The following is a 22,431-nucleotide window of genomic DNA, read 5'->3' as shown; positions in this document are numbered from 1 at the left end:
CGTGATCGATATCAGCGAATCCGTGATGCAGATCCTTCTCGCATTGATCGTCGTCGGCCCGCTCATCGGCGCGGCCGCGGCTCTCCTGCCGGCCCCGCCCGGGCTGAAGGGGAAGTCGCCCGAGCAGGCGGTGCTGCGGCACGGCGTGCTCGTCACCGGTGTGGTGCTCATCGCCGCGATCGTCCTCGCGCTCGGCTTCGACCACGACCATCCGTCAAAGATGCAGGCCACGACGGACATCAGCTGGATCCCCGCACTCGACGTGCGCATCCACCTCGGCATCGACGGCATCTCCCTCCCCCTTCTGGTCCTGACCGCGCTGCTGACCTTCCTCTGCGCGCTCTACAGCTACTTCAAGATGCCCGCGGGCCCCACCCCGAAGGCGTTCGTCGCACTCGTCCTCGTCCTCGAGTCCGGCACCCTCGCCACCTTCGCCGTCCTCGACCTGCTGCTGTTCTTCCTCGCCTTCGAGATGGTGCTCATCCCGATGTACTTCCTCATCGCCCGCTGGGGTGGTGCCGGGCGGCAGGCCGCCGCCTGGAAGTTCATCCTCTACACACTGCTCGGTTCCGTCGTCATGCTGCTGGGCCTGCTCCTGATCGGGATCAAGGCGGGCACATTCGACATGGTGGCACTCGCCACTGACAACGGCCGCGAACTCACCACATCCGTGCAGGTCATCGCGGTTCTGGCGATCGGGATCGGACTGGCTGTCAAGACGCCGATGTGGCCGCTGCACAGCTGGCTGCCCGACGCGCACACCGCCGCGCCCACCGTCGGCTCGGTCCTGCTGGCCGGCGTCCTGCTGAAGATGGGCACGTACGGATTCGTCCGGATCCTGCTCCCCGTCGCACCCGAGGGCATGAGCACCTTCGCGCCCTACCTCGCGGCGCTCGCGGTGGTCGGGATCATCTACGGATCGCTGGCCTGCCTCGCCCTCGCCAAGCAGGGCGCGAAGGGCGACCTCAAACGCCTCATCGCGTACTCCTCCGTCGGCCACATGGGCTTCGTCCTGCTCGGCATCGCGACGATGACCCCGACCGGCGTGAACGGCGCGCTGTTCGCCAACATCGCCCACGGCCTCATCACCGGCCTGCTCTTCTTCCTGGTCGGCGCCCTCAAGGACCGTACGGGCACGACCGACCTCGACACCCTCGCCCAGGAGACCGGCGCCGCCCTCTACGGCAAGGCACCCCGGCTCGGCGGTCTGCTCGCCTTCGGCGCCGTCGCCTCGCTCGGACTGCCCGGCCTCGCCGGGTTCTGGGGCGAGATGCTGGCGCTGTTCGGCGCCTTCGACCCAGCCGACGACCTCAGCCGCCCCGCGTTCCTGACCTTCATGTCGATCGCCGCCTTCGGCACCCTGCTCACCGCCGCGTACATGCTCGTCGTGGTGCGCCGCGTCTGCATGGGCGCGGTTCCGCAGCAGGACGCCCCGCGGCTCGCCGACGTCCAGGCCTACGAGTTCGCGGCCTGGACCCCGCTCGTCGCCCTCACCGTCATCGCCGGACTCTGGCCGAAGGCCCTGCTCGGCCTGACCGACCCGGCCGTGCAGCAGCTCCTCGCAGGAGGCACCCGATGAGCTCCCTGGTCCAGTCCGTCGACTGGCTCGCGATCGCGCCGCCCACCCTCGCGGCGGCCGTCGGACTCGCCGTGCTCGTCGCCGACCTCTTCGTCGGCGACGCGAGGAAGGCGCTGCTCGGCTGGATCTCGGTCGCCGGACTCGCCGCGTCCGCACTGTTGCTGCTGCCCCTCCTGGACGGGGACCGCGCCACGTTCTGCCTGACCGGCGACGCCGACGTGTGCAGCTACACCGCGGACCGGTTCACCCTCGTCATCCAGTTCCTGGTCCTCGGTGGCGCCCTCCTGGTGGCGCTGCTCTCGGTGACCGCCCTCAAGGACGCCGACAAGGAGCTCCCCGAGGGCGAGTACTGGTTCCTGCTGCTGTCCTCCGCCGCCGGCGCAGCCCTGCTCCCCGCCTCCCGCGACCTCGCGACCCTCATCGTCGCCCTCGAGGTCGCCTCCCTGCCCGCCTTCGCCCTGGTCGGCATCAGGCGCGGCGACCGCAGGTCCTCCGAAGCGGCCCTCAAGTTCTTCCTCTCGTCGGTCACCGCGACCGCCGTCAGCCTCATGGGCGTCAGCTTCGTGTACGCCACGACCGGCACCCTGTACCTGACGGAGATCGCCGACAAGATCCAGCACGTGGACGGGCAGTTCGACACCCTCGCCCAGACGGGCGTAGTCCTCACGCTCATCGGGTTCGCCTTCAAGACGGCCGCGGTGCCCTTCCACTTCTGGGTGCCCGACACCTACGTGGGCGCGCCCCTGCCGATCGCCGCCTACCTGTCGGTCGTCGGCAAGGCGGTCGGCTTCTCCGGCCTGATCCTCGTCACCGTCGTCGCGTTCCCCTCGTACGCGGACGTCTGGGGCCCCGCGCTGGCGGTGCTCGCCGCGCTGACGATGACCATCGGCAACGTCGGCGCCCTGCGCCAGCGCACCACGCGCGCGTACAGCGCGGTCCGGCTGCTCGCCTGGTCCTCCGTCGGCCAGGCCGGCTACCTGCTGGTGCCGATCGCCTCCGCCGCCTACTCCGACGACGCCGAGAAGGCCGTCGGCTCCACCCTCGCGTACGCCCTCATGTACGCCGCCGTGAACCTCGGCGCCTTCGCCGTGGCGGCCCTCGTCGGCCGTACGAGCCCGCTGAACCGCGTCAGCGACTACCGCGGCCTGTACGCCAAGAGCCCTCTCTCGGCGCTGATCCTCGGCTTCTTCCTGCTCTGCCTCGCGGGACTGCCGCCGGGCATCATCGGCCTCTTCGCCAAGGTGACCGTCTTCTCGGCGGTCGTCGACGCCGGACTCGGCTGGCTGGCCGTGGTGATGGCCGTCAACGTCGTGATCGCCCTCTTCTACTACCTCCAGTGGACGACGCTGCTCTTCCGGGCTCCCGAAGGCGAGACGGCCAGGCACCCGGTCCCGGCCCCGCTGACCGCGGCCATCGCCCTGACGGCCGTCCTCGGTATCGCCCTCTCCGGAGCACCCCAGTTGGTCCTGCGCTTCTCCGACACCGGCCTCTTCTGACCGGACCGCCCACCGCGGCCCACACCCGGGCGGGCCCGACCAGGACCCCGGCCCGGCACCCGCACGCGTGGACGCGGACGTGCCTTGGGCCCGCGCGCACGCGTGCCCCACGGCGCCCTCAAAACGCCCGCACGCGCGCGTGGGACACCCGCCCCGTCACCCGGTCGGCCCACGCCCGCCGGCGCGGGCACAAGGGAACTAGTGCCTCCCGCCTGGCGTTGACCTGTACGGGAGGGTCCACTGAGGAGTGGACGCATGCAGCATCCGCAAGCAAGGGTTCCCCTGCCGCACCACTTGGAGGGCGTACCGTGCACCGCCGGCACAACGGGCTCAGGACCGCCGTACTCCTCGGGGGACTGTCCGCACTCATCATCGTCATCGGCAGCTTCTTCGGGCGCACCGGTCTGATCGTCGCCCTCGTGATCGCCGTCGGCACGAACGCGTACGCGTACTGGAACAGCGACAAGCTGGCGCTCCGCGCGATGCGCGCCCGCCCGGTGAGCGAATTCGAGGCCCCGGCGCTGTACCGCATGGTCCGCGAGCTCTCGACCCAGGCCCGCCAGCCCATGCCGCGGCTGTACATCTCACCCACCGAGGCGCCCAACGCGTTCGCGACGGGCCGCAACCCCCGCAACGCCGCCGTGTGCTGCACCGACGGCATCCTGCGCCTGCTCGACGAGCGCGAGTTGCGAGGCGTCATCGGCCACGAACTCAGCCACGTCTACAACCGGGACATCCTGATCTCCTCGGTCGCCGGCGCCCTCGCGTCGGTGATCATGTTCCTGGTCAACTTCGCCTGGCTGATCCCGATCGGCCGCTCGAACGACGACGACGGACCCGGCATCCTGGGCCTGCTGCTGGTCATGATCCTCGGCCCGCTCGCCGCGTCCCTCATCCAGCTCGCCATCAGCCGCTCCAGGGAGTACGAGGCGGACGCCTCCGGCTCCCAGCTCACCGGGGACCCCCTGGCCCTCGCGAGCGCCCTGCGCAAGCTCGACGCCGGCACCAAGCAGCTGCCGCTGCCCCCGGAGCCGCGCATCGAGACCGCCAGCCACATGATGATCGCCAACCCGTTCCGCCCGGGCCAGGGACTCTCCAAGATGTTCTCCACGCATCCGCCCATGGCGGAGCGCATCGCCCGGCTCGAGAAGATGGCAGGTCGCCAGCAGTGAAGACAATCCTGAACGTCATCTGGCTCGTCCTGAGCGGCTTCTGGCTGTTCCTCGGATACCTGCTCGCGGGCGTACTGCTGTGCGTCACGATCATCGGTATCCCGTTCGGCATCGCCGCCTTCCGCATCGGCGTCTACGCCCTGTGGCCCTTCGGCTACACGACGGTGGAGCGCCGCGACGCGGGCGCGCCCTCGTGCGTGGGCAACGTCCTGTGGCTGGTCCTCGCGGGCTGGTGGCTCGCCCTGGCCCACATCGTGACGGGCATCGCCCTGTGCGTCACGATCATCGGCATCCCCTTCGGCATCGCCAACTTCAAGCTCCTCCCGGTGTCACTGCTCCCGCTGGGCCGCGAGATCGTGCGCTCGGACCAGCCGTTCGCGACGCGCTAGCCGCCGGGGTGCGCCCGCCGAAGTACGCCCTGGTGGCGTACGACCAGGACGCCGAATACGAGGCGGAGAACCGCGAGACCTGGGCTCTGTGCGCGGAGGCCGAGGACCTCTGCGCCGACCCGCCCGCTCCCACGCGCGCGAGGTACACGCTGCTGGGCTGCGGTCCCGAGGGCCGACTGCGCACCGCGCTGACCCGGTCCCGCGCCGAGGGCTCGGCGCCCGTGGGCGTCCTGGTCCTGACGATCCTCGACGGACGGGGCGAACCGGTCGAGGAGTGGGCCCTGGAGGACGTACGGGTCCTCGGCGACCGCCCGTGCGCACGCGACCTCGCCCTCCGCGACGTCGTGGTGGAGGCGTCCGAGTCCGCAGACAACCCCTTCGACTATCCGCAGTGCCCGCCGCTCTCCCCGGGCTACCGGATCCACGGCGAGACCGGCGAGAGCCACGGCACCTGCAAGGACCTGGCGCGCACGCGCGAAGAGGAGCCCGCGACGGAGTCATCCCTGCGGCTGCTCGGCTGCACCCCGCGCGGTGCCCTGCGCGAGGCCATGGACGCGGGCGAGGAGGACCTGGGCCACGCCGCGGTACTGCGCCTCGACGCGCACGGCCGCACCGTCCAGGAGGCCGTGGAGGGCGAGATCACCGCCTGGATCCCGTCCGCGCGCGGTCCCGGCCTCGTCGACCTCGCCCTCGAACCCTGGTCCGAGCGGCCCCCGTCCGCCGCCCCCGAGGTCTGGGACCTCTGGTGGGACGGGCGCCCGACCGAGCCCGGTCTCTGGGCGCGGCTGAGCCCGGAAGGCCGGAGTGCCTGGCTGGGGACGGCTCTGGCGAACCATCCGCACGGAGGGCCGGACCGGCCGGCGGGCACCACCTTCCACCTCGACGGCCGTCACGTCACCGACCTGCCCGCCTTCTTCTGCGCGCTCGGCGAAGCCGTGAACGGCCCGGGCGGCTACTTCGGCTCGGGTCTCGACGCCGTCACCGACTGCCTCCGCGGCCGCTGGGGCGCCCGACAGCCGCTGACACTGGTCTGGCACGACGCCGACGTCGCCCGCACCTGCCTCGGCCCCACACCGCACGTGAGCCGGCGTCCGTGGACGTTCGAGGAACTGGTCGCCTTCCTCACCGAGGAGGGCGTGGACCTCCGCCTCGCGTGACGACGCCTCAGGAGTCCCCACGCGGACTGCCCGAACCCACCTGAACCAAGGGCCGAGGATGCGGGCACCCTTGGTCCACGGCCGTGCGGGCGCAGTTGTCCACAGCACCGAACCCGCCCGCCGCGGAGGTTATCCACAGGCCCGCACGGTTGTCGGTGCCGCGCTGCATCATGAGCCCATGACCGAAATCGAGCAGTTGCTGGCAAGGGTCGCCCGACAGGCCCGCGACACCCGCCCGTGGGGCTGGCCGTCGCTTCCGGAGCCGGTGGACCCCTCCGTGATCGCCCGCGCGGAGTCCGCCCTGGGCTTCCCGCTGCCGGCACTGCTCGCCGCGCTCTACCTGCGGATAGGAGACGGCGGATTCGGCCCGGAGTACGGCCTGTTGCCCCTGCTCGACAGCGCGCCGTCCGGCGAACCGGCGGCCGTCCCGCAGTACGCCGCCAACCGCGCCGAGGGCCTCAAGGACCCCGACTGGCCCTGGCCGGAGGGAGTCCTGCCGATATCCCACTGGGGCTGCGGGATGTACGCGTGCGTGGACTGCCGGGACCCGGACGGCACGGTCCTGTTCTTCGAACCGAACGCCGACCGCGCCGACGACGCCTGGTACGTGGACGCCGCGAGCCTCAAGGACTGGCTCCACGCCTGGCTGGACGGCACCGGCTGGTACGAGGAGTCCAACGACGGCGCGGACCTGCCCCCTTGGCCCGACTTCCGCAGCCGCACGGCCCCGACCAGGTAGCCCGACGACGCGACTCACGCCCACGGCGGGGCGACGTACCGCGAAGCCGCGCCGCCTCACTTCCACCCGCGAGGCTGCCCACCGGGGGACAGCTTTCGCCTCACCCCGTCCGCGCGAGGTCGGCGTACCGCGAGTCAGCTCCCGGCTGACTCCTCGCCATCCGCGGGGCGGTCCTACGGCTGGGCAGCCCCCACCAACTCCCTGCCGTTCGAGAGGCGACGTACCGCGAAGCCGTCCTCCACTCGCCTACCGCGAGGCCGCCCACCGCCGTACGACGTACGCGGCCGCTCCCGCCGCCAGCACGGCTGCGCCCACGACGACCGAGACACCCGGCAGCGCGAACGCCAGCGTCGCGCACCCGACGAGCCCGACCAGCGGGACGACCCGCTGGACGGGAGCCGAACCGAGCGTCCACGCCGAGGCGTTGGCGACGGCGTAGTACGCCAGCACCCCGAAGGAGGAGAAACCGATGGCACCCCGCACGTCGACCGTCGCCGCCAGGATCGCGACCACCGCTCCCACGGCCAGTTCCGCCCGGTGGGGCACCTGGAAGCGCGGGTGGACGACGGCCAGGACGCCCGGCAGATGCCGGTCACGCGCCATGGCCAGCGTCGTCCGCGAGACCCCGAGGATGAGGGCGAGGAGCGATCCGAGCGCGGCCACGGCCGCACCCACGCGCACCACGGGTACGAGCCCCGGAACCCCCGCCGCCCGCACGGCGTCGGCCAGCGGCGCCGAAGCCGCGCCCAGCCCTTCCGCACCCAGCACGGACAGGACCGAGACCGCCACGGCCACGTACACGACCAGCGCGATACCCAGGGCCAGCGGGATGGCACGGGGAATGGTGCGCGCCGGATCCCGGACCTCCTCCCCGAGGGTCGCGATCCGCGCGTACCCGGCGAACGCGAAGAACAGCAGACCGGCCGCCTGAAGCACCCCGCCCAGGCCACCGGACAACCCGATGTCCAGTCGGCCGGCGTCCGAGGCGTCGGAGCCGAGGCACACGACCACCACGGAAGCGAGGACGGCGAGGACCACCGCCACGATCACCCGGGTCAGCCAGGCCGACTTCTGGATCCCGCCGTAGTTCACCGCGGTCAGGGCCACCACGGCACCGACCGCCACCGCGTGCGCCTGATCCGGCCAGACGTACGCGCCCACGGTGAGCGCCATCGCCGCACAGGAGGCCGTCTTCCCGACGACGAACGACCAGCCCGCGAGATAGCCCCAGAACTCCCCGAGCCGCTCGCGTCCGTACACGTAAGTGCCGCCCGAGGCGGGATACAGGGCGGCCAACCGCGCCGACGACATCGCGCTGCAGTAGGCGACCACGGCGGCGACGGCGAGCCCGATCAGCAGCCCTGAGCCGGCGGCCCCGGCGGCGGGCCCCAGTGCGGCGAAGATCCCGGCGCCGACCATCGACCCCAGTCCGATGACGACAGCGTCCCCGACGCCGAGCGTCCGCCGCAGGCCGGCACCGGCGTCCTGACCGGCGGCCCTTTGTCGTGTCATGCGCAGCACCCTACTGATCAGCGCAACCGGCCGACGGCGGGCAGGCGTCCTCCTGGGCAACGGGGCACCAACACGGGTGCGACCAGCGGCTCGAACGCATGGACACTGCCCGGCCGGAGCATGATCACAGTCCGGGCACGACGCGGAGAGGCAGGGTTCAGGGCATGGGCATCATCGGCTGGATCGTTCTGGGGCTGTTGGCCGGAGCCATCGCCAAGTTCCTGCTGCCGGGGCGCGACCCGGGCGGCTTCGTCGGGACGACCGTCATCGGCGTCGCGGGCGCCTTCATCGGCGGCTGGATCTCCGCCCGCTGGCTGGACCACCCGATCACCAAGGAGTTCTACGACGGGGCCACCTGGGCCGCCGCCATCGGTGGCTCCCTCGTCCTGCTGGTGCTCTACCGCATCTTCTTCGGGGACTCGCGCCGCTGAACTCATGACGGAGACCCGGGCAGACAGAAAGCCCGAGCAGGCCGAAAGGGTGGGCACCCAGGGCGCCCACCCTTCCTCGTACCCGCACCGGATCCGCTAGCGGTAGTTCACGAACTGCAGCGCGAAGTCGAAGTCCTTGCCCTTGAGCAGCGCCTGGACGGCCTGCAGGTCGTCCCGGCTCTTGGAGCTGACGCGCAACTCGTCACCCTGCACCTGCGCCTTCACGCCCTTGGGGCCCTCGTCACGAATGATCTTCGCGACCTTCTTCGCGTTCTCCTGGGAGATGCCCTCCTCGATGGACGCGAAGATCTTGTACTCCTTGCCGGAGAGCTGCGGCTCACCGGCGTCCAGCGACTTGAGCGAGATGCCGCGCTTGATCAGCTTGGTCTCGAACACATCGAGGATGGCCTTGACCCGCTCCTCGGAGTTCGCCTCCATGAGGATCTTCTCGCCGGACCAGGAGATCGAAGCGCCCACGTTCTTGAAGTCGTAGCGCTGCGAGATCTCCTTGGCGGCCTGGTTGAGGGCGTTGTCGACCTCCTGCCGCTCGACCTTCGAGACGATGTCGAAACTGGAGTCGGCCATGTCCTGTGGCTCCTTGTATCGGGGTGCGTGGGGGCGGCCGCAGAGCCGGCATGGGCCCCGCGCCGCATCCGCATAAGCCTAGCCACCCGCCCCCCGCCGAGTACTGATCAATCGGGTGGCGAAGCACCCCCGGGCATCGGGTATCGTTTACGTCGTTGCCACGGAGCACCGCCGCAAAGCGGTCCTCACGGCAGCAACCCCGGCGGTGTGCCCGAGCGGCCAAAGGGAGCAGACTGTAAATCTGCCGGCTCAGCCTTCCCAGGTTCGAATCCTGGCGCCGCCACACGGGAACGAAGGGCCCGTGACCTGCTGTTACAGCAGGTCACGGGCCCCTTGTCATAGACCGCCCCAAAGGGCGCGGTGTCTCACCATGTCTCGCGTTCGAACGTCCCGTCTCGGACTCTGCGGACGGAGCGCGGACGGGATTTCCGCCGCGTCAGACGCCCCGCCCCAGCCGTGCGGAGATCTTGGCGTTGGCCGCGTCGTCGCCGTCCTTCAGGAACTTGGCGTACACGCGAAACAGGACCGCCACACTGTGGCCGGCCCGCTCAGCCACGAGTTGCGGTTCAACGCCAGAGCTGAGCCAGGTGGACACTGCGGCGTGTCGAAGGTCATAAGGCCGCTTGGCCAGTGCGGAATGGAACTCGGTCGGCGTCAGAGCGCGCGACCGCGCTTCAGCCCACACCTCCCCGTATCCGGTGTCCTGCACGAGTCCACCCCGCAGCGTTTGGAAGACGCGCCCGTCCGGCGCCGTGCCGTACGCGGTGAGGTGCCACCGCAGCAGCGCGACCAGTTCCGGCGGGATCGGCACGGGCCGCACTGCCTTCCGCGGGCGGTGCTTCAGGCCCCGTTTCTCGTGCGCCTCACCACTGTCTGTCCACGCGGTGCCGGATCGGGGGCGGGTTTCATGGAGCCGGAGCACGCCCCACCCCCGCCGGGGGAGATCGCAGTCCGTGACCCGTAGGCCGATCACTTCCGCCGGCCGCGCGGCGGCGTAGTACATGCAGCCGAAGAACGCGGCGAGCCGGCGCCCCCGCTTGCTCTGGTCGCGCACGGCGGTCAGCAGCTTGGCTGCTTGCGCCGGATTCGGGACGCATGCCGGGTCCACTTCCTCCGTGACCTGCTCCGGCGCCTTCCACTTGACGCGGTCCAAGGGGTTGTCCGTCAGTAACTCGGCATCGACCGCGAACTCAAGGGAGTTGTAGAAGATCGCACGCTTGCGACTGATTGTCCCCGGGGCCGCAGTCTTCCCGTCCAGCCGCTTGGACAGGGCCCTCAGCGCGGCTTTCACCAACAGCCGGTCCGTGAGGGCCGACGTGGGCAGCGACTTCCGCTGGAACCAGGCGAGCACCTGTGCCACCTCGGCCGGCGGCTCTTCCTCCCACCGGTTCTTGTTGAACGCCCACCCGTACAGAGCGCTCCGTACGGTCCGGGCGTCGGGCATGCCCTTGGTGTCCTTCACGAACGCCGGCGTCACGGTCGCCATGGCTTCGGCCAAGGTCCGCCGGGTGTTGCCGGGGGAGTCGTCCCACTTCATCGCGATGTAGTTGCGCGCGTGCTCGTACCAGGAGATGTCACGCTTCTGGTCGACCATGGACTTCGGGAGGCCGCTCTCCACGTCGAACGGCTCACCCCTTCGGGCCGCCGTCATGAGTTCCGAACGGCGGCTGTCGGCCAGGCCTTGGGTGAGGAACGACTCTGCGTGTTCGCGGGTGCCCACCATCCATCGGAGCTGGTACGGCTTCCGGTAGCTGCGCTTTCGGATGGCCCAGAACTTGACGGCGTAGCTCCACTCGGTCACGCGGCCTCCAACTCGTCCTTGAAGGCGTCCAGGACGCTGCGGCGTACGCAGATGCGGCCGGACGGCGTGCGGCGAGCCTCGGGAGTGAGGCCACGGTCCCGCCAGCGGTACCAAGTCGGGCGGCTGATGCCGAGTTCTTCCAGCACTTCTGGCAGTGGGATCAATTCGTCTTTCGGAGTGCGGCGGTGCCGGGTGGGCGTGGTCATGCTGAGTCTCCATACCTGTGCGGCTGGGTCGGCTGTGCTGTCCGAAGCAGGGATTTCTGCGTCATCGCGTCACGTGCGTCAATCAGGCGTCTGACCTGCGGGTTCTGGTGACGTAGCGGGCCGGGCCCTGCGTCACCGATGACACGGGCGCTCGTCACGGGGTGACGCTGATGACGCGGGATGACGCAGGATTCGCCGTCTGCGTCACCGCTGTTGCCGCAGGTCAGCGGCCGTCTGTCGGGCCCGTGGTGACGCAGTGACGCAGATCTTCCCTACTTAGGAAAGAAAGGGGTGGTGTCTGTGGGTCTTACGTCCGCTCAGGGCATGAAGAACGGGCCGCTTCGCGGCGCGACCTGTGCAGGGCGGCTGGCGCCGCCGAACAGCAAGAGGAGCACCCCGCGGCGGGGCGTGCTCCTCTTGCTTGTCCGCCGACCAGGGCGTGCGGTCAGAACGCGGTCTGCTGCGCGGGGGGCGGGGGCGGGGCCTGGCGGGTGATCTCGATGTAGCGGGCGGCGCTGGTGCGGCCCCAGTCGACCAGGACGCCCCGCGCGGCGAGGGTGGGCTGGATGCGCCGCAGCCGGTCGGAGAGCACCTTGCCGGTGGTGGGCCAGCCCTTGGGCAGGGGGCGGCATTCCTCGCCGCTGTAGAGGGTGCTGAGGGTGTGCAGCCACTCCGCAGACGTCATCCGCACGTCCTCGCCCGGGTCCAGTTCCTCGGCGCGCTTGAGGACCGTCTGCGCCAGCAGGTCACCTTCGATCACGTCGTCGTTCAGATCGTCCAGGCTGGCCCGGTACGCCTCCAGCGTTCCGAAGCCGGTGGCCGCGTCGAGCTGCGCGCACAGGTGCGCGAAGTCGGCCATGCGCAGATCGGTCGGGGTCTCGGCCTGTACTGCGCGGACCTTCACAGTCAGGTCGAGCAGGGAGCCGAGGACGATGGGCAGGATCTCGGCGTACTCCGCCCACAGCTCTGCTTCGGTGCGTCGCACGCGGGGGCGTTCCAGGCGCAGGGTGAGGAGCCGTTCGGCGAGGTCGGGGCGGATGACGCCGACGTCGATGCCGGTCAGCAGCATCGGGCGGCGGTAGCGGGAGCGGACGACGTCGCCGTCGGTGAACAGCGCGCGCTTGATGCTCTCGGCTCCGGTGATGATGCAGCACATGAGGTCGGACAGGTCCGGGGGCAGGTGGGAGAGGTTGTCCAGGGCGGTGATCCATCCGGCCGCGACCGCCGTGATCATGTTCTCTTCGTCCTTGGGCGCCCTGCGCAGGTCGCCGGTCATGCCCTCGATGATCCGCACGAGCATCCGCCCGCCGGTCGACTTGCCAGCGCCCTGCGGGCCGGTGAGGAACGGGGCCGGGACGGGCACGGACGGCTCCAGGCAGCCGATGAGCCACGCGATGGCCAGGGCCTCGGTCTTGGCGTCGGCGAAGTTGCACAGCCGCATCAGCAGGTCGATGCCCTTGCCGTTGGTGTCCTTGGCGGGCAGGGGGAGTTCCCCGGTGAGCTGGGTGCGCCGCCAGCACACCTCTTCGGGGTCGGGGACGCGGATGTCCCAGCCGGTGGGGTGGATACGGACGGACCGGCCGTCGTCGCGGCCGAGGTCGAGCCAGGTGGCTCCGTCGAATCCGGGGGCCACACGGATGTGGGTGGGCTGTACCTGCTCGGTGAGCGCGAGTGCCTCGATCAAGTCCAACGCCTCCTTGAGGGCAGTTCCGTTGAAGACGCCGACCCCGTCGCGGAAGAGGCCGACCATGAGTTCCTGCCGGTGGCTCCCGGTCGTGCCCTGGGAGCGGATCGGGCGGGCCACGGGGTGGCCGGTGCGCTGCGCGTACACGGTCCCGTCCACGGTGCGGAAGTACCGGAAGTGGGACTGCGCGTAGTCGGTGATGACTTGCCGGGCGGGGTTCTTCTCGTCGTCGGACACGGTCACAGTCCCAACGTGGTCAGGGCGTTGGTCCACGCGTCCGTGCAGTGCCGGGGCGACTCGCCCTTGGCCTGCGCGGCGGTGAACAGCCGGTTGACGTGGGTGTCGGTGAGGCAGCCGCACCGGCCGTGCGTCGACAGCACAGCGAGGAAGGTCCGGTAGACGGTGGCGTGCACTACCTCACGGGCCTCGGTGATGTGCTGCTCTGCCATGGCGATGCCACGTTCCAGGTAGGCGGGCGTGCGGTGCGGGCACTCCCCGCCCGCGGTGCCGGTGGGCACGACGGCCGCATGCGGTGCCGGCAGGGCCGGGGAGGGCTCCTTGAAGGTCAGCGCACGCACGGCGTCCGGCAGGTTGGCCATGTGGCCGGTGCCGGGGCCGAGGTAGCGGGCGTAGGACATGGTCGACTTGATGTCCACGCCGGGGCGCACTGCGTTCATGGAGCGCATGGCGCCCCGGTAGATCCAGTGCTGGCCGCGTGTCGTCGGCACGGTCCGAGTGGCGGGCAGGGCGGTACGGGCCCACGCGATGGCGTCCGCGTCGTCCAAGTCGACCACGGTCAGACCGGCGCCGCCGGGGTGGTAACCGACGCACACCGCCCGTCGCCATGCGGCCACCCATGCAGGCGAGACGATGACGGCCGGGACGGTGGTGGCGGCGGCCCAGGCGTGGCAGACGCCGGGGCAGCGGCACGGGCCCGGGGTCTTCATGTTCGGCCGGCCGCCGCACGCGTTGTCCGCGCACGCCGGGCAGTTGCCGAACGGCACCTTGTCCCGGCGCAGGGGCAGCACCGGCACGCCGGACGCGGCAAGGCTCAGCGCGGTGTGCAGGGCGTACGGAGTGGTGGTCATGCTGCTGTCCTCCCTTCCAGGGCGAGGAACTGGGCGGCGATCCACTGGGTGTAAGCGGGGGGCACGGCCTTGCGGGCCTCCAGGTTGGTCATCCAGGTGCAGCCCATGGCGTCGGCGTAGGCGCGTTCGCCTTTGTGCTCGAAGGCGAGCAGGTCTTTGCGGTGCCAGCAGGGCGGGACCAGGTCCCCGCCGCCGCCCCACGACGTCTCGAAGACGCGGTGACGGCGCACGTTCAGGCCGAACTGCGTGCCGCACAGCAGGTAGTCCGGCCGCAGGATGCCCGCGGCAGCCGTCTCCGGGACGTTCTCCATCACCCACGGCCGCCCGGTAGCTCGCATGACCTCCCGCCCCGGGCCTACCAGGTCGGGGTGATCGTCGGGGGTGCCGCGCCACTTCGTGACGGCGGCGTAGCGCTCGCACGGCCAGGACCCGTGGACCAGGTCGAAGGTGTGCCCGTGTTCGGCGGCGTAGGCGAGGCCGTCGGCCTGGACGAAGGTGAAGGGGTAGTTCGGCTGCGGGCGGACGTCGACGCCCACGACGTCGAATCCGGCGAGGTAGTAGCCCATGGACAGGCCACCGGCACCGCAGCACACGTCCAGCAGCCGCAGCCCGTTCGGCCGCCGCAGCGGCAGCACACGCGCGCTCACGCCGCCACCCCCAGACGCCCGGTGAACAGCAGCTCCAGGGCGGCGGTGCCGATGTACTGGGTGTAGGCCGGGGGGATGCACTCGCGGACGCCGTCGCGGTTCATCCAGGGCACCCCCAGCACCCGGCGGGCCAGGTCGACGCCGGAGAAGTTGCCGACGAACTGCCCGTAGTGCCCCGGCGGGACCGGGCGGCCCATCTTGGCCTGCGGGACTAGGTGCGCGGGGTGGGCGGGCTGCGTGAGGGTGAAGCCGCCGCCGGTCTCAAAGAACCGGTGCCGGTAGTTGGCCAGGCCGAACATCTGCCCGCACAGCATCACGGGAGCGCGCAGTTTGGGCACTGCACCGCGCACGTTCTCCATCACCCACGGCCGCCCGGCCGCCTGCAGCGCCGCGCGGGTCGGGGCGATCAGGTCGGGGTGGGTGTTGCCCTGGATGCGCTGGCATTCGGTGTCGTGCTGGCACGGCGGTGAGCCATGGATGAAGTCGAACTCCGCGCCATGTTGCAGGACAAAGGCGATGGCGTCGGCCTGGACGAACCGGTACGGGTAGCGGGGCTGCGCATCCTTGTCGACGCCGGTCACGTCGAAACCGGCGTCGACGTAGCCCTTGGCGGCGCCGCCTTGGCAGCAGAACAGGTCGAGCAACCGCGGCTTGGGCCGGACCCTTGTGCGGGTCCGGATGTCGGTGGTGTGGGGCATGCTGGTTGTCTCCAGTTCTGTTGAGTGGAGCTGGGGTTGAGGGGCAGCCGCGGTCTTTGGCGAGATGGGCGGCTGCCCCGGCTTGCTGGGGACATGAGGGGGCGCAGTGACGACGGCATGGCTGGTGCTGGCTGTGGGCGACGACCGTCAGCACGGTGGGAACGACGGGTACGACGACGACCCGTCGCAGCACTACAGCTGGGATGACACCGTCCCTAACCACGGCCGTATCGCCGTGGGGGATGTGATCGCCCTGTGGGACAAGAAGCATCTGCTCGGTGTCGGGGTGATCTCCGAGATCGAGACCGGGCGCGAGACCAAGACGCTGTACTTCTGTCCCGAGTGCAAGAGGGCGGACTTCAAGCGGCGCAAGCGGCTGACACCGGCATGCCGCTGCAACCAGTGCGGCGCCCTATTCGACGTACCGGGCAGCAAGACCCGGGAAGTGGTCACCTACCGTTCCCGGCACGGCGAGGCATGGATGGACGGCCGCGGCCTGCTCACCGGACGTGAACTGCGGGCGCTGTGCGACTCACCCGACTCCCAGCTGAGCATGCGGCCCGCCCGCTGGGAGAAGCTGCGCGACGCCATCATTGACGTCGCAGGCATCAGCCTTGACGACCTGGACCTAGACGACGAGGGCGCCGCGGGCACGCGGCGGCCGATCGCGGGCGGGCACCGGATGAAGAACGTCCGTACCCGCGTGGGGCAGGCGCCCTTCCGCAAGCAGCTGCTCATGGACTACGGCCAGGTGTGCGCGTTCACCGGACCGGCGCCGGCCGGGGCGCTCCAGGCAGCTCACCTCTACAGCTACGCGGACGAAGAAGAACATCACGACTGGGGCGGCCTGCTGTTGCGCAACGACGTTCACAGCCTCTTCGACCGCGGGCAGATCACCGTCAACCCCGACACCGGACGTATCGAGGTCGACGACGAACTCCTCGGCTACCCGGCCTACGCCGAGCTGCACGGTAAGGTGCCGCGGGTCAGCCTGCGGCCCGAGCATGAGGTGTGGCTGGCCGCGCACTGGCGCACCCACCGTTCCGCTGCCGTGTCCGTGCCTGCCAGCCGTCGTGCGGGAGCTGCGTCCTAGAGGTCCGGGATGGCGCTCACGATGGCCGCGGCCATCTCGTTGATGGGTCCGGCCGCGCCGGTGGAGGCGAGGAAGAACCCGAACATGACGGCGGTGAAGGCTGCGCCGGGGGTGAGGCTGCGCTGGCGCAAGAGGAAGAACAGGACCAGTCCGAAAAGGAAGACGAGGGAGACGGTCACGGCCATGTGGGGAACTCCCGGTCGGTGTAGTGGGGGCGGCGGGTGCCGGCGCGGTGGATGTCGCGTCCGGTGTTGAGCAGGCGGCGGCCGATGCGGAGCCGGTAGCGCTGCCCGCGGCAGCGGCGGCACAGCTTGACCGTGCGGCGGGCCTGGCGGATGCCGGTGCCCGAGCACGTGCGGCACGGCGCGAACGGCCGGACGGCACATAGCATTGCGTAACCGGCGAGGACGAGCAGGACGGCGAGGCTAGCGAGAGCCACGGGGGCTCACTTCCCTTCTCAGGGTGGGTTTCGGGGGTTTGCGCAGGTGGACCGCTAGACGCTAGTGCGCTGATCAGTGGCGGTCGGGGGCGCTAGTGGGGCTGCTAGACCTAGCAGGCGCGGCTGCTAGGTCTAGCAGCGCTGCTCGGGTCAGGCGGCGGCCCGGTCGGCGTTACGGCGAGTGATGGCGGCGGTGATGTCGGCGCGCTTGATGCCGCGCCGGTTGGCTCCCTCGCCGTCGTCGGTGGTGCCCCAGACCTGGCCGGGCTTGACGCCCCAGGGCTTGAGGGCGGCGGTGACGTTCTCGCCCTGCCATCCGGTGTAGGTGTCGGGGCGGGCGGTGGTCAGGCGGGCGGCGATGCGCTCGCACCACACGGCCTTCTCGTCGTCGGCGATGACGTTGAGGACGTCGGCGAGGATGTCCGAGCCGCTGCCGGTCTGCTCGGGTCCCTTGCCGATGGCGTGGCCGGTGACGTTGCCGTATGCCTCGCGGGCGGCGCGGGCGCGGGCGACGATGCGTTCGGCGGCGACCGCGTCCACGAACGCGGAGGCGACGATGCGGGGGTCGTCTCCCTCGCCGGCCATCCAGCAGATGCCCCGGTCGGAGCGGGAGAACATGGTGGCCCGGTACCCGGACTTGTACATGGACGTGCCCAGCACCATGTCGTTGGCGGGCTGGCCCATGACCTTCAGGCAGAACCGCAGGACGGCGTTGGCGGAGATGCCGGTGGGCAGGGATTTGGCGTCGGGGCGCTGGGTGCCGAACATGGCCACGATCCCCAGCGCGGGGCCGCGCTTGACCAGGTCGGTGCAGATGGCCTCGATCTCCTTGCCGTGCTCCTCGTGCTCGAAGGGGACCTGGCACTCGTCGAAGCCGACCACGATTGGGTGCAGGCCCAGGCTCTTGTCTTCGGCGAGTTCCGGGGTGACCTTCGACTCCGGGCAGCGGGAGCGCGGCAGGGACTTGATGACCTTCGCCCGGCGGCGCAGTTCCTCCTTCAGCTCCCGCAGCGCTGCGAGGACGTAGGCGATGTCGTCGTCTTCCTCGCCGGCGCGGTAGCGGTGGCAGACCGGTTCCAGGGCGCCGAAGTCGCCGGTGCCCTTGAAGTCGAACGCGAGGACCCACGCGCGGGGGTCGAGGGCGGCGATCAGCAGGAACAGCCGCATCAGGAAGGTTTTGCCCATGCGGGGGATGGAGCCGACGACGACGGAGGCGAACATGAGGGTCACGGCCACGTCGCGTATGCGCTGGTCGTTGCCGAAGACCACCGGCCGGAACAGGTCCACCGTGCCCGACTTGGCCAGCGGCCACGCCGGTTTCGTGGTCTCGTTCATCGGCTTGTCCCCGACCCACAGCACCAGGCGGCCTTCGTGCTGCTCGGGGTCGGGAGCGGGCCACACGCAGCCGGTCTTACGGCGCAGACCGGAGGCAAGCGGCTTACGGGCCTCCATGATGTCCTCGGGAGTGACGCCGTAGGGCAGGTCCAGGTCGGCACGGTAGCCGGGGCCGTCGCGCACGATCTCCGAGACGAACCGCAGCCCGTTCATGTCACCGCCCTTCTTGATCGCAGCCGTGATCTTCGCGTTCCCGATCGAGTCCAGGCCCCGCAGCACGATCGAACCGGTGAGCTTCTGGATCTCGGTCTTCAGCACCGCTGGACCGACCACGGGGGCGTCGGGCTGCTGCCCGCCCAGGCCGAGCAGCAGCACCCCACCGGCCGCGAACGCGTACAGGTAGGCGGGCGCCAGCACGTACAGCCACAGGGCGAAGCCGAGCCCGAACACCGCCGCGACCAGCGTGACCAGGCAGCGCAGCCGGATACGGCCCGAGCGCAGCCGGGCCAGACGCATGTACTCCTCCACGTCCTCGGTGCGCACCGCGGACTCCCGCAGCGGTGCGGCCTCGCGGTCCCACACCCACCGGTTCGTGGAGGCGACGAACCGGCACGCGCCCCGGGGCGACATCAGGGCGAGGCGGCCGGCGTACACGGGGATGCGGACCCCGTGGTAGAGGGCGGCGTAGCCGACGTTCGCGCCGGCGTGGCGGGCGGTGGCGAGGAAGTCACGCCGGTTGGTCAGCCACCCGGCCAGGACCGGCTTGCGCTTGGTGATGCTCACCTTCGGGTCCGGCAACGCCGGATTGTCCACCGGCATCGGGGCCGCCGGCGCGTCCTCGTCCGGGACGGTGTCGGGCACGGGGCGCAGCTGCGGGCCCGTCGTGTTGTCCGTCATGCTGGGGACTCCCTGCTACTCACACTGTGGGTGGTGGGTGGCCCGGGGGCGGCCAGTTTCCTTGGCCGGGACGACCGCCCCCGGGGCGTTGCTACTTGCCGTTGCGCTCGCGCTCGGCGCGCTTGCGGGCCTTCTCCTCGATCCGCTCGACCTTGCGCTGAAGGTCCCGCTGGTCGACCCGGCCGCCGCCCGGGCGGGTGTCGGCCAGACCGCGCTTGGCCATCCGGGCGACGTACCAGGCGATCTGCGCCTTCTCACCAGCGGTCAGACGCAGGTTGTTGCTGCTCACGGTGTCTCCGTTCCGGGCCGGACTGTCCGGCTCCCGACGGCCCCGGGACACGGGGTCCCGGGACCGCGGGGAACCGTCAGCGGCGGCGGGCGCGGCGGACCGTGGCGGCGGCGCGCTTGCCGTCCTCGCCGCCCACCGAGCGGACGACGGTGACGACACCCCACGCGCACACAGCCGCGAGCAGAGCGAGCAGCGCGAGGTTCGCAGCCATCGCGGTCAGCACGCCGACCAGCAGCGGGCCGAAGTACACGCCGGCCGCCACCGCACCGGCCCCGACACCGGAGCCCAGCGCGATCCGCTGAACGGTGCGGTCCGGCGGCGCCTGGTGCACGTGCTGGTGGACGATCTGCGGCCCGCTGTAGGGCTGCGGCGCGGCGGGCAGGTGGTCGGTGTAGGCGTAGGTGCCGTCCGGGAGCCGGACGACCTTGGGCACGTCAGGCAGCGATTCCATGCCGACTTCCTTCGGGATAGGCGCACGGCACACAGGTGCCGAGCGAAGCGGGGATGACGTAGCCGGCGTCCCGGCAGCACTCAGGGCAGCGCCGGCGGGCGGCGTTCGCCTTGTCCAGCGCCGCGCGCCGCGCGGGGGTCATGGGCCGGACCGGCTTGGCGAGGTCGATGCGGTAGAGGTAGGCGACCAGCGGGCCCCGGCGGCGGCGCGGCCGTTCGAGCTGAGCGGCCACCGGCTGACCGCCGGGGCGCAAGCCCCGTAAGCGGAGTGGCGTGCTCATGCGGCGCCGCGCCGTCCGGGGCGGCGTCCGGCGACCGATCCGAGCAGTCGCCCGAGGCGGGCCCGCCGGGGCGCGGAGCGGCCAGACCGCTTCGCCGCGTACATGGCCTCATCGGCGCGGCGCAGCAGCGCGGACAGGTCCTCGCCCGGGTGGTCGGTGGCCCGCACCCAGCCGAGGGACACGGTGGTGTGCACCTCGGGTGCGGTGTCGACCGGCCGTGCGAGGACGCGGGCGAGGACGTCCAGCCGCTCGGCGGCGGTGCCGTCGCGGTCGATGACCACGGCGGCGAACTCGTCCCCGCCCAGCCGCCCGACGACACCGCCGGGGGTGCCGTGGGCGAGTCGGGCGGCGACCGTGGCCAGCAGCAGGTCACCGGCGGTGTGGCCGTGGGTGTCGTTGATCTGCTTGAAGTGGTCGACGTCGGCCAGTACGACCACGGCGCGCGGGTCGCGCAGCAACCGGCGGGCCCGCCGGGTGAACGCCTCCCGGGTCCACAGTCCGGTGAGCGGGTCACGGCGGGCGGTGGTCAGCCGCGTGTGCAGCCACCAGGCGTGTGCCGCCCACCCGAGGGCGGGCGCGGCCGGTAAGAGCGCGGCGAGGGTGCTCACGGCGTCACCGCCGTGGCGGCGCGTTCGGCGAGCAGGGCGTCACGCAGCTTGCGGGCGTTCGCCGGGGAGGTGCGCAGGGCCCGGCGGATGCCCTCGCCGGTCACCTCGGCGTCCGTCCATCCGGCCGTCGCCTTGCGCGCTTCGGCCATGAGCTGATCGGGAGTGCGGTGGGTGCGGGGCGACTTGGCAGCGACCGGGACACGGCCTGTCGCCCGACGCGGCGGGGTCGATGCGGCCGGGACCGAACGGGCGGCCGCGGGGGCGATCGGGACCGGCTTCACCGCCGGGACGACGGCGGGCATCGGCTTCATGCCGCCGCCCGACTTGCCCAGGTCGACCGGTGCCGGGTCGGGCACCGCGAGCCGCGTCAGCACGACCGTGGGCGTACTCGATTCGGACAGGTCAGGGATAGACCGTTCTCGACTGCTTCCGGTCGATTCCTCCGCATTCGCGACCGGCGTGGGATCGAGGGCGAAGCCGCCGAACATGGCGGCGAGGGCGGCGTCTGCACCGTCGGTGATCCGGGTGCGCTGGACGTCCAGCAGCCTCGATCCGAGCGCCGCGTCCCCGACTCCGATCTTACGGGCTAGGCGCCATGACTTGCGCTCCGACCACTTCTTGACCCATCCGCTCGGGTGGTTGGCGGCACGCGCCTGGTGGTAGGCGAGGGCCTGCACGATGTCGGCGGTGCGCCGCTCGTTCTCCGCGTCGCGGCCGTCGGTGTGGACGACGATCCGGCGGGCCAGGAATGCCATGCCCTCGGCGGAGACGGACATGCCCATGGGGGTGAGGGCGTAGATGACGGTGCGGCCCGGGTCGGTGGCGGCCGTCGCCCCCATCACGGCGGCGGCGGCCGGCAGGGCCCAGAGCCCGGCGCGGACGATGCGAGGGGAGGACTGGCCCAGCATGGTCAGCCCGAGCAGGACCAGGGCGAGGACGGCGGTGGCGCCCTCGCCGGCGGCGAGCGCACCGAGCGCGGTGCCCTTGCCGTAGGCGTGGCCGATGTTGCTGTAGGTGCCGATCCCGCCGAACACGCCCGTGGCGAGCATCGGTACGAACGCGGCGGCCAGGACGCCGATCTGTACGCGGGTCAGCTTCGCGCCGGTCATCGGGCACCCCCGGCGGTGAGCAGGGCGGCGAGGATGAGCAGGGCGCCGCCGGTCATGGTCAGGTCGACCGCGCGGCGCAGACAGGTGAACTTGGCGACCGCGAGCCGGGACAGTCCGGCGACGTCGGCGGCCAGGTCCGAGGCGACGGCGGTGGTGATCTGGTCGGCGGTGAGGGTGGCCCACAGGGGGAAGCCGTGCCGGCCGGACAGGTTCGGTCGCACCGACCGCAGCAGCAGTCCGGCCGCACCCACCAGCAGCAGCAGACCGGCCCCGCCCACGATGCCGGCGGGCCAGTTCAGGGGCAGGTCGCGGGCGACCGACCAGGTTCCGGCGAGGACCGCGCCGACGAACGCCAGCAGCAGCGCCGTCTTACTGTCCGTCCGCGCGATCTCCGCCTTCACCTCGGCGTGCGCGGCGATCAGGTTGCGTTCCGTGGCGCTCATGCCGCACCGTCCGTCCGGCCGGCCGTGCGGTTGACCAGCGCGACGCGGGCGGCGAGCGCCCGGCGGCGGGCCCGGCGGATGCGGCGGGCGTTCACCTCGTTCGGCGTGCGGTCCAGCGTGAGGATCTGCGCGTCCAGCAACTCGACGTCGGCGAGGATGACGGGCATCTCCCGCTCGATCGCGTCCAGCTCCGCGGGCGTCGGCTCCATGAAGTCGGCGAACGCGGTAACAGCGTCCTGAACAGTGACGATGTGTTCCATTGGGTCGTGGTCTCCCTTGCAGGTGGTACGGCCCGAACGCGGT

The 22,431-nt window shown here is 71.2% G+C and carries 26 protein-coding genes and 1 tRNA gene; 9 read left to right on the top strand and 18 right to left on the bottom strand.

Annotated elements, in window-relative coordinates:
- Position 1 precedes the first annotated feature (1 nt).
- The 6 genes from ACFYQQ_RS34675 (at position 2) to ACFYQQ_RS34650 (ending at position 6,532) form a co-directional block, all read left to right on the top strand.
- Positions 2-1,579 (top strand): NADH-quinone oxidoreductase subunit M, encoded by a 1,578-nt coding sequence (locus ACFYQQ_RS34675; protein ID WP_355784850.1) that lies wholly within the window; start codon positions 2-4, stop codon positions 1,577-1,579.
- Positions 1,576-3,075, top strand: a complete 1,500-nt coding sequence (locus ACFYQQ_RS34670) for an NADH-quinone oxidoreductase subunit N (protein ID WP_355784853.1) — start codon at positions 1,576-1,578, stop codon at positions 3,073-3,075. The genes ACFYQQ_RS34675 and ACFYQQ_RS34670 overlap by 4 nt, the downstream gene beginning before the upstream one ends.
- Positions 3,076-3,383: 308 nt before the next feature.
- Entirely contained in the window at positions 3,384-4,247 is an 864-nt protein-coding gene (htpX, locus tag ACFYQQ_RS34665; RefSeq protein WP_355793258.1) for a zinc metalloprotease HtpX, read from the top strand.
- Positions 4,244-4,636 carry a YccF domain-containing protein gene (locus ACFYQQ_RS34660; RefSeq protein WP_355793260.1) on the top strand — a complete coding sequence of 131 codons (393 nt, stop codon included), beginning with the start codon at positions 4,244-4,246 and terminating at the stop codon, positions 4,634-4,636. Before htpX ends, ACFYQQ_RS34660 begins: the two co-directional genes overlap by 4 nt.
- Positions 4,637-4,644: 8 nt before the next feature.
- Entirely contained in the window at positions 4,645-5,793 is a 1,149-nt protein-coding gene (locus tag ACFYQQ_RS34655) for a barstar family protein (RefSeq protein ID WP_355793262.1), read from the top strand.
- 178 nt (positions 5,794-5,971) lie between these two features.
- Entirely contained in the window at positions 5,972-6,532 is a 561-nt protein-coding gene (locus tag ACFYQQ_RS34650; RefSeq protein WP_356167157.1) for an SMI1/KNR4 family protein, read from the top strand.
- A gap of 246 nt (positions 6,533-6,778) precedes the next feature.
- Here ACFYQQ_RS34650 and ACFYQQ_RS34645 read toward each other — a convergent pair whose 3' ends face one another.
- Positions 6,779-8,044: an APC family permease gene (locus tag ACFYQQ_RS34645; protein ID WP_355789829.1), complete on the bottom strand. Its 1,266-nt coding sequence runs from the start codon at positions 8,042-8,044 to the stop codon at positions 6,779-6,781.
- A 164-nt stretch (positions 8,045-8,208) separates the two neighbouring features.
- Between ACFYQQ_RS34645 and ACFYQQ_RS34640 the strand changes: the two genes are divergently transcribed.
- A complete protein-coding gene (locus ACFYQQ_RS34640) occupies positions 8,209-8,475 on the top strand; it encodes a GlsB/YeaQ/YmgE family stress response membrane protein (protein WP_355789826.1) in 267 nt (88 codons plus the stop codon).
- A gap of 96 nt (positions 8,476-8,571) precedes the next feature.
- On the opposite strand, the gene ACFYQQ_RS34635 is transcribed toward ACFYQQ_RS34640, so the two are convergent.
- Complete coding sequence (locus ACFYQQ_RS34635; protein WP_355789823.1) at positions 8,572-9,060, bottom strand: YajQ family cyclic di-GMP-binding protein; 489 nt, start codon at positions 9,058-9,060, stop codon at positions 8,572-8,574.
- Positions 9,061-9,261: 201 nt separating this feature from the next.
- On the opposite strand from ACFYQQ_RS34635, the gene ACFYQQ_RS34630 reads away from it, so the two are divergent.
- A tRNA-Tyr gene (locus ACFYQQ_RS34630) sits at positions 9,262-9,343 on the top strand.
- A gap of 153 nt (positions 9,344-9,496) precedes the next feature.
- Here ACFYQQ_RS34630 and ACFYQQ_RS34625 read toward each other — a convergent pair.
- The 6 genes from ACFYQQ_RS34625 to ACFYQQ_RS34600 all read right to left on the bottom strand — a co-directional run bounded on the left by ACFYQQ_RS34625 (position 9,497) and on the right by ACFYQQ_RS34600 (position 15,184).
- Complete coding sequence (locus ACFYQQ_RS34625) at positions 9,497-10,861, bottom strand: tyrosine-type recombinase/integrase (RefSeq protein WP_388906515.1); 1,365 nt, start codon at positions 10,859-10,861, stop codon at positions 9,497-9,499.
- A complete protein-coding gene (locus ACFYQQ_RS34620) occupies positions 10,858-11,067 on the bottom strand; it encodes a helix-turn-helix domain-containing protein (protein ID WP_355789818.1) in 210 nt (69 codons plus the stop codon). Before ACFYQQ_RS34620 ends, ACFYQQ_RS34625 begins: the two co-directional genes overlap by 4 nt.
- A 445-nt stretch (positions 11,068-11,512) precedes the next feature.
- Positions 11,513-12,988 (bottom strand): ATP-binding protein, encoded by a 1,476-nt coding sequence (locus tag ACFYQQ_RS34615; RefSeq protein ID WP_355788481.1) that lies wholly within the window; start codon positions 12,986-12,988, stop codon positions 11,513-11,515.
- Between the two features lie 2 nt (positions 12,989-12,990).
- Complete coding sequence (locus ACFYQQ_RS34610) at positions 12,991-13,839, bottom strand: bifunctional DNA primase/polymerase (protein WP_355788478.1); 849 nt, start codon at positions 13,837-13,839, stop codon at positions 12,991-12,993.
- Entirely contained in the window at positions 13,836-14,486 is a 651-nt protein-coding gene (locus ACFYQQ_RS34605) for a DNA cytosine methyltransferase (protein ID WP_355788475.1), read from the bottom strand. The genes ACFYQQ_RS34610 and ACFYQQ_RS34605 overlap by 4 nt, the downstream gene beginning before the upstream one ends.
- Complete coding sequence (locus ACFYQQ_RS34600; protein ID WP_355788472.1) at positions 14,483-15,184, bottom strand: SAM-dependent methyltransferase; 702 nt, start codon at positions 15,182-15,184, stop codon at positions 14,483-14,485. Before ACFYQQ_RS34600 ends, ACFYQQ_RS34605 begins: the two co-directional genes overlap by 4 nt.
- A gap of 106 nt (positions 15,185-15,290) precedes the next feature.
- On the opposite strand from ACFYQQ_RS34600, the gene ACFYQQ_RS34595 reads away from it, so the two are divergent.
- Complete coding sequence (locus ACFYQQ_RS34595) at positions 15,291-16,277, top strand: HNH endonuclease signature motif containing protein (RefSeq protein WP_355788469.1); 987 nt, start codon at positions 15,291-15,293, stop codon at positions 16,275-16,277.
- Here the strand turns inward: ACFYQQ_RS34595 and ACFYQQ_RS34590 are convergent.
- The 10 genes from ACFYQQ_RS34590 to ACFYQQ_RS34545 form a co-directional block, all read right to left on the bottom strand.
- Positions 16,274-16,462 (bottom strand): hypothetical protein, encoded by a 189-nt coding sequence (locus ACFYQQ_RS34590; protein WP_355788466.1) that lies wholly within the window; start codon positions 16,460-16,462, stop codon positions 16,274-16,276. The two genes, ACFYQQ_RS34595 and ACFYQQ_RS34590, sit on opposite strands and share 4 nt — an antisense overlap.
- A complete protein-coding gene (locus tag ACFYQQ_RS34585; protein WP_355788463.1) occupies positions 16,453-16,716 on the bottom strand; it encodes a hypothetical protein in 264 nt (87 codons plus the stop codon). Before ACFYQQ_RS34585 ends, ACFYQQ_RS34590 begins: the two co-directional genes overlap by 10 nt.
- Before the next feature lie 150 nt (positions 16,717-16,866).
- Complete coding sequence (locus tag ACFYQQ_RS34580) at positions 16,867-18,948, bottom strand: cell division protein FtsK (RefSeq protein WP_388906509.1); 2,082 nt, start codon at positions 18,946-18,948, stop codon at positions 16,867-16,869.
- A 91-nt stretch (positions 18,949-19,039) separates the two neighbouring features.
- Positions 19,040-19,237, bottom strand: coding sequence for a DUF6257 family protein (locus ACFYQQ_RS34575; protein WP_355789121.1), 198 nt, complete (start codon positions 19,235-19,237; stop codon positions 19,040-19,042).
- A gap of 76 nt (positions 19,238-19,313) precedes the next feature.
- Positions 19,314-19,688, bottom strand: coding sequence for a DUF6251 family protein (locus ACFYQQ_RS34570; protein ID WP_355789118.1), 375 nt, complete (start codon positions 19,686-19,688; stop codon positions 19,314-19,316).
- On the bottom strand, positions 19,672-19,968 hold the full coding sequence (locus ACFYQQ_RS34565) for an RRQRL motif-containing zinc-binding protein (RefSeq protein ID WP_355789116.1): 297 nt from the start codon (positions 19,966-19,968) through the stop codon (positions 19,672-19,674). Before ACFYQQ_RS34565 ends, ACFYQQ_RS34570 begins: the two co-directional genes overlap by 17 nt.
- Positions 19,965-20,576 (bottom strand): GGDEF domain-containing protein, encoded by a 612-nt coding sequence (locus tag ACFYQQ_RS34560; RefSeq protein ID WP_355789113.1) that lies wholly within the window; start codon positions 20,574-20,576, stop codon positions 19,965-19,967. The genes ACFYQQ_RS34565 and ACFYQQ_RS34560 overlap by 4 nt, the downstream gene beginning before the upstream one ends.
- Entirely contained in the window at positions 20,573-21,685 is a 1,113-nt protein-coding gene (locus ACFYQQ_RS34555) for a conjugal transfer protein (RefSeq protein WP_355789110.1), read from the bottom strand. Before ACFYQQ_RS34555 ends, ACFYQQ_RS34560 begins: the two co-directional genes overlap by 4 nt.
- Positions 21,682-22,128 (bottom strand): Pycsar system effector family protein, encoded by a 447-nt coding sequence (locus ACFYQQ_RS34550; protein ID WP_355789107.1) that lies wholly within the window; start codon positions 22,126-22,128, stop codon positions 21,682-21,684. The genes ACFYQQ_RS34555 and ACFYQQ_RS34550 overlap by 4 nt, the downstream gene beginning before the upstream one ends.
- Positions 22,125-22,388, bottom strand: a complete 264-nt coding sequence (locus tag ACFYQQ_RS34545) for a DUF6284 family protein (RefSeq protein WP_388906502.1) — start codon at positions 22,386-22,388, stop codon at positions 22,125-22,127. Before ACFYQQ_RS34545 ends, ACFYQQ_RS34550 begins: the two co-directional genes overlap by 4 nt.
- Between the last annotated feature and the right edge of the window lie 43 nt (positions 22,389-22,431).

The organism is Streptomyces sp. NPDC005496 (assembly GCF_042872045.1).
Taxonomy (GTDB): domain Bacteria; phylum Actinomycetota; class Actinomycetes; order Streptomycetales; family Streptomycetaceae; genus Streptomyces.
This window is presented reverse-complemented; position numbering and strand designations above follow the sequence as displayed.

What these genes read in the sequence shown, in the direction of transcription:
- ACFYQQ_RS34640 (WP_355789826.1), top strand. Translation starts at nt 8,209, where the DNA reads ATGGGCATCATCGGCTGGATCGTTCTGGGGCTGTTGGCCGGAGCCATC.
- ACFYQQ_RS34670 (WP_355784853.1), top strand. Translation starts at nt 1,576, where the DNA reads ATGAGCTCCCTGGTCCAGTCCGTCGACTGGCTCGCGATCGCGCCGCCC.
- ACFYQQ_RS34545 (WP_388906502.1), bottom strand. Translation starts at nt 22,388, where the DNA reads ATGGAACACATCGTCACTGTTCAGGACGCTGTTACCGCGTTCGCCGAC.
- ACFYQQ_RS34565 (WP_355789116.1), bottom strand. Translation starts at nt 19,968, where the DNA reads ATGAGCACGCCACTCCGCTTACGGGGCTTGCGCCCCGGCGGTCAGCCG.
- ACFYQQ_RS34550 (WP_355789107.1), bottom strand. Translation starts at nt 22,128, where the DNA reads ATGAGCGCCACGGAACGCAACCTGATCGCCGCGCACGCCGAGGTGAAG.
- ACFYQQ_RS34620 (WP_355789818.1), bottom strand. Translation starts at nt 11,067, where the DNA reads ATGACCACGCCCACCCGGCACCGCCGCACTCCGAAAGACGAATTGATC.
- ACFYQQ_RS34610 (WP_355788478.1), bottom strand. Translation starts at nt 13,839, where the DNA reads ATGACCACCACTCCGTACGCCCTGCACACCGCGCTGAGCCTTGCCGCG.
- ACFYQQ_RS34650 (WP_356167157.1), top strand. Translation starts at nt 5,972, where the DNA reads ATGACCGAAATCGAGCAGTTGCTGGCAAGGGTCGCCCGACAGGCCCGC.
- ACFYQQ_RS34600 (WP_355788472.1), bottom strand. Translation starts at nt 15,184, where the DNA reads ATGCCCCACACCACCGACATCCGGACCCGCACAAGGGTCCGGCCCAAG.
- ACFYQQ_RS34570 (WP_355789118.1), bottom strand. Translation starts at nt 19,688, where the DNA reads ATGGAATCGCTGCCTGACGTGCCCAAGGTCGTCCGGCTCCCGGACGGC.
- ACFYQQ_RS34645 (WP_355789829.1), bottom strand. Translation starts at nt 8,044, where the DNA reads ATGACACGACAAAGGGCCGCCGGTCAGGACGCCGGTGCCGGCCTGCGG.
- ACFYQQ_RS34590 (WP_355788466.1), bottom strand. Translation starts at nt 16,462, where the DNA reads ATGGCCGTGACCGTCTCCCTCGTCTTCCTTTTCGGACTGGTCCTGTTC.
- ACFYQQ_RS34635 (WP_355789823.1), bottom strand. Translation starts at nt 9,060, where the DNA reads ATGGCCGACTCCAGTTTCGACATCGTCTCGAAGGTCGAGCGGCAGGAG.
- ACFYQQ_RS34555 (WP_355789110.1), bottom strand. Translation starts at nt 21,685, where the DNA reads ATGACCGGCGCGAAGCTGACCCGCGTACAGATCGGCGTCCTGGCCGCC.
- ACFYQQ_RS34580 (WP_388906509.1), bottom strand. Translation starts at nt 18,948, where the DNA reads ATGACGGACAACACGACGGGCCCGCAGCTGCGCCCCGTGCCCGACACC.